The sequence below is a fragment of the Bradyrhizobium sp. genome, assembly GCF_030697065.1.
In the GTDB taxonomy this organism is placed as follows: domain Bacteria; phylum Pseudomonadota; class Alphaproteobacteria; order Rhizobiales; family Xanthobacteraceae; genus Bradyrhizobium.
Genome location: NZ_JAUYQU010000064.1, coordinates 1 through 3,297, shown reverse-complemented (window position 1 = coordinate 3,297; position 3,297 = coordinate 1). Strand labels below are relative to the sequence as shown.

The 3,297-nt window shown below is 62.6% G+C and carries 5 protein-coding genes; all 5 read right to left on the bottom strand.

Annotation, left to right across the window (positions count from 1 at the left end; translation table 11 throughout):
- A partial coding sequence (locus Q8R73_RS04595) for a DUF1150 family protein (protein WP_305718353.1) occupies window positions 1-180 on the bottom strand: 180 nt, incomplete at its 3' end.
- Between the two features lie 50 nt (window positions 181-230).
- Window positions 231-656: an Hsp20 family protein gene (locus tag Q8R73_RS04590; protein ID WP_305718352.1), complete on the bottom strand. Its 426-nt coding sequence runs from the start codon at window positions 654-656 to the stop codon at window positions 231-233.
- Window positions 657-927: 271 nt separating this feature from the next.
- Window positions 928-2,022: a sn-glycerol-3-phosphate import ATP-binding protein UgpC gene (locus tag Q8R73_RS04585; RefSeq protein ID WP_305718351.1), complete on the bottom strand. Its 1,095-nt coding sequence runs from the start codon at window positions 2,020-2,022 to the stop codon at window positions 928-930.
- Between the two features lie 7 nt (window positions 2,023-2,029).
- Window positions 2,030-2,878 carry a sn-glycerol-3-phosphate ABC transporter permease UgpE gene (ugpE, locus tag Q8R73_RS04580; protein WP_305718350.1) on the bottom strand — a complete coding sequence of 283 codons (849 nt, stop codon included), beginning with the start codon at window positions 2,876-2,878 and terminating at the stop codon, window positions 2,030-2,032.
- Window positions 2,878-3,297, bottom strand: a 420-nt coding sequence (locus Q8R73_RS04575; protein WP_305718349.1) for an ABC transporter permease subunit, incomplete at its 5' end; no start/stop codon positions are given. The genes Q8R73_RS04575 and ugpE, both read right to left, overlap by 1 nt.

The following is a 3,297-nucleotide window of genomic DNA, read 5'->3' as shown; positions in this document are numbered from 1 at the left end:
GTCGGCGGCATGCAGCGCAAACAGTTTCAGGCCCGGCGCGATCTTCGGCGCCTGCGGAAACAGCCCCGGTACGTCTTCGGAACGGATCTGCTTCACATAGGCGATATGCCCCTCGCCCAGGGTGGCCAGCGTCTCGGTGGAGACGGTTTCGGTTTCAAACACAACACCAGCATCAGTCATGGTCTCGACTCCTCTGTCAGACTAAGCGGTCGAGTCCGCTACTCGTTCCATTATTCGTGCTCATTGATAGCAATTGTCTTAACGACCTTTTCAGGTTCCGGCCTGGCGAGGTCGATCGACAACAGCCCGTTCTTCAAGTCCGCGCCCAGCACCTGCATCCCCTCCGCCAGCACGAAGGTGCGCTGGAAGTGGCGCGCGGCGATGCCGCGATGGATGTATTGCCGGGCCTTGTCGTCCTGCTGGCGGCCCCGGATCACGAGCTGGTTTTCCTCAATGGTTACATCGAGTTGATCTCGGGTGAACCCGGCGACTGCCAGCGTGATCCGCAGGCACTCGGGTGCGCCGCTGATACGGTCGCAACGCTCGATGTTGTAGGGAGGATAGCCGTCGGCACCCTTGACGACGCGGTCGAGCACGCGCTCGATTTCGTCGAAGCCAAGCAGGAACGGACTGGATAACGAGGGAACACGCGACATAGTTTACAAAGCCCTCTCGAAGCGACTTTGGCATTTCAGGGCCCTTGCGGCACCCCATGGCGACCGGATGGCGGCATGCCGCCCGGTTACCAGCAATATGGGCATGATTTGCGCAGCGTTCAAGCTCTTGGGGAACCGTGACAAATTGGCTCTCTCGGCGTCATTCCGGGGCGACCGGAGGGAGCGAACCCGGAATCTCGAGATTCCGGGTTCATCGCTGCGCGACGCCCTCAGATGTGCAATTGCACATCGGAGAATGACGAGGAGCAGCCTACAGGTCGATCCGCTGGCGGCCGTCGGCGCTGAACAGATGCAGGTTCTCGCGGGGGGCCACCGCCTTGATCCGTTCGCCGATGGCGGGTGCGACCGCGCCGGGAATCCGCACGATCACCTCGCCCGGCGGCAGTTCGCCGGGATTGGCGGCGACGCCCTGAATTTCGTGCTGACGGGTGCCGTAAATGAAGGTCTCGGCCCCGACCCGCTCGATCGCCTCCACCGTGAGGTCGAGCGCGATGCCGCCGGCAATGGTCTCGCTCGAAATGATGAAATCCTCGGGGCGGATTCCGAGGATCCCGGCCTCGCTGGTGGCGCGGCTGTCGCCGGCGAACTGCGCCCGGATCTCGTCTGACCGCAGCGGCATCAGGTTCATCGGCGGCGCGCCTATGAAGGAGGCGACGAAGGTGGTGGCGGGCTTCTGATAGATGTCGAGCGGATTGCCGATCTGTTCGACCCGGCCGCTGTTCATCACCACCAGAATATCGGCCAGCGTCATCGCTTCGAGCTGGTCGTGGGTGACGTAGATCGAGGTGGTCTGCAATCGCCGCTGCAGTTTGCGGATCTCGACGCGCATGGCGATGCGCAGCTTGGCGTCGAGGTTCGACAGCGGCTCGTCGAACAGGAACACCTTCGGCTGGCGCACGATGGCCCGTCCCATCGCGACGCGCTGGCGCTGACCGCCGGAGAGCTGTTTCGGCTTGCGATCGAGCATGGTGGTGAGTTCGAGAATGCGGGCGGCTTCCTGCACCCTGGTGTCGATCTCGGGCTCCGGCATGCGCCGGTTGCGCAGACCGTAGGCCATGTTGTTGTAGACGCTCATATGCGGATAGAGCGCGTAATTCTGGAACACCATGGCGATGTCGCGGTCGGCCGGCTCGATCTGGTTGACGATGCGTCCGCCGATATCGATGTCGCCCGAGGTGATGGTCTCGAGGCCCGCGACCATGCGCAGCAGGGTCGACTTGCCGCAGCCGGAGGGGCCGACCAGCACGCAGAACTGGCCGTCGCCGACCTCGAAGTCGATGCCCTTGATGGCCTCGAAGCCGCCGAGGTAGGTTTTGCGGACGTCGCGGAGAACTACGTTGGCCATCTCAGTCCTACTTCTCCGTCTCGACCAGGCCGCGCACGAACAGCCGCTGCATGAATATCACCACCGCCACCGGCGGCAGCATGGCGAGGACGGCCGTCGCCATCGCCAGCTGCCATTCGGCCAGCTCATCCGTCGTGACGAGCATTTTCTTGATGCCGGTGACGATGGTCTGCATCGAATCCTGCGTGGTGATCAGCAACGGCCACAGATACTGATTCCAGCCATAGATGAACTGGATCACGAACAATGCGGCGATCGTCGTGACCGACAGCGGCAGCAGGGTATCCCAGAAAAACCGGAAAGGTCCGGCGCCGTCGATGCGCGAAGCCTCCAGCAACTCGTCCGGCACGGTCATGAAGAACTGCCGAAACAGCAGCGTGCCGGTCGCCGAGGCGATCAACGGCAGGATCAACCCGGCATAGGTGTCGAGCATGCGCAGGTCGGCGACGACCTTGTAGGTCGGATAGATGCGGACCTCGACCGGCAGCATCAGCGTGACGAATATGATCCAGAACGCGGTCTTGCGGAACGGAAAGCGGAAATACACCACCGCATAGGCGGACAGGATCGAAATGCAGATCTTGCCCACCGCAATCCCGATTGCGGAGATGAACGAATTGAGCAGCAGGCGGCCGACCGGCTCGGGGGCGGTGCGGGAGCCGCCGACGAAGATGGCGCGGTAGTAGTTTTCCAGCGCGTGGCCGCCCAGCGACAGCGGCATCCGCCCGCCGACCACGGTCGCGGCGTCATGGGTCGAGGCGATCATCGCGACATAGACCGGAAAAGCGACGATGAATACGCCAAGCGTCAGGATGGCGTAGGCGATGATGTCGTTCCACGGGCGATGTTCGACCATCAGTACTGCACCTTGCGCTCGACATACTTGAACTGCACCGCGGTCAGCGCGATGACGATGACCATCAGCACCACCGATTGCGCCGCCGAGCCTCCGAGGTCGCCGCCGAGCCGGCCATCCGCATAGACCTTGTAGACCATGGTGGTGGTGGCGCCGGCGGGGCCGCCGCCGGTTACCGCGTCGATGATGCCGAACGTGTCGAAGAATACGTAGACGACGTTCACGACCAGCAGAAAGAAAGTGGTCGGTGACAGCAGGGGAAATATGATGGTCCAGAATCGTCGCATCGGACCCGCGCCATCGATCGCGCCGGCCTCGATCACGCTCTTGGGGATCGACTGCAGTCCGGCGAGAAAGAACAGGAAATTATAGGCGATCTGCTTCCACACCGCGGACATCACCACCAGCGTCATGGCGTG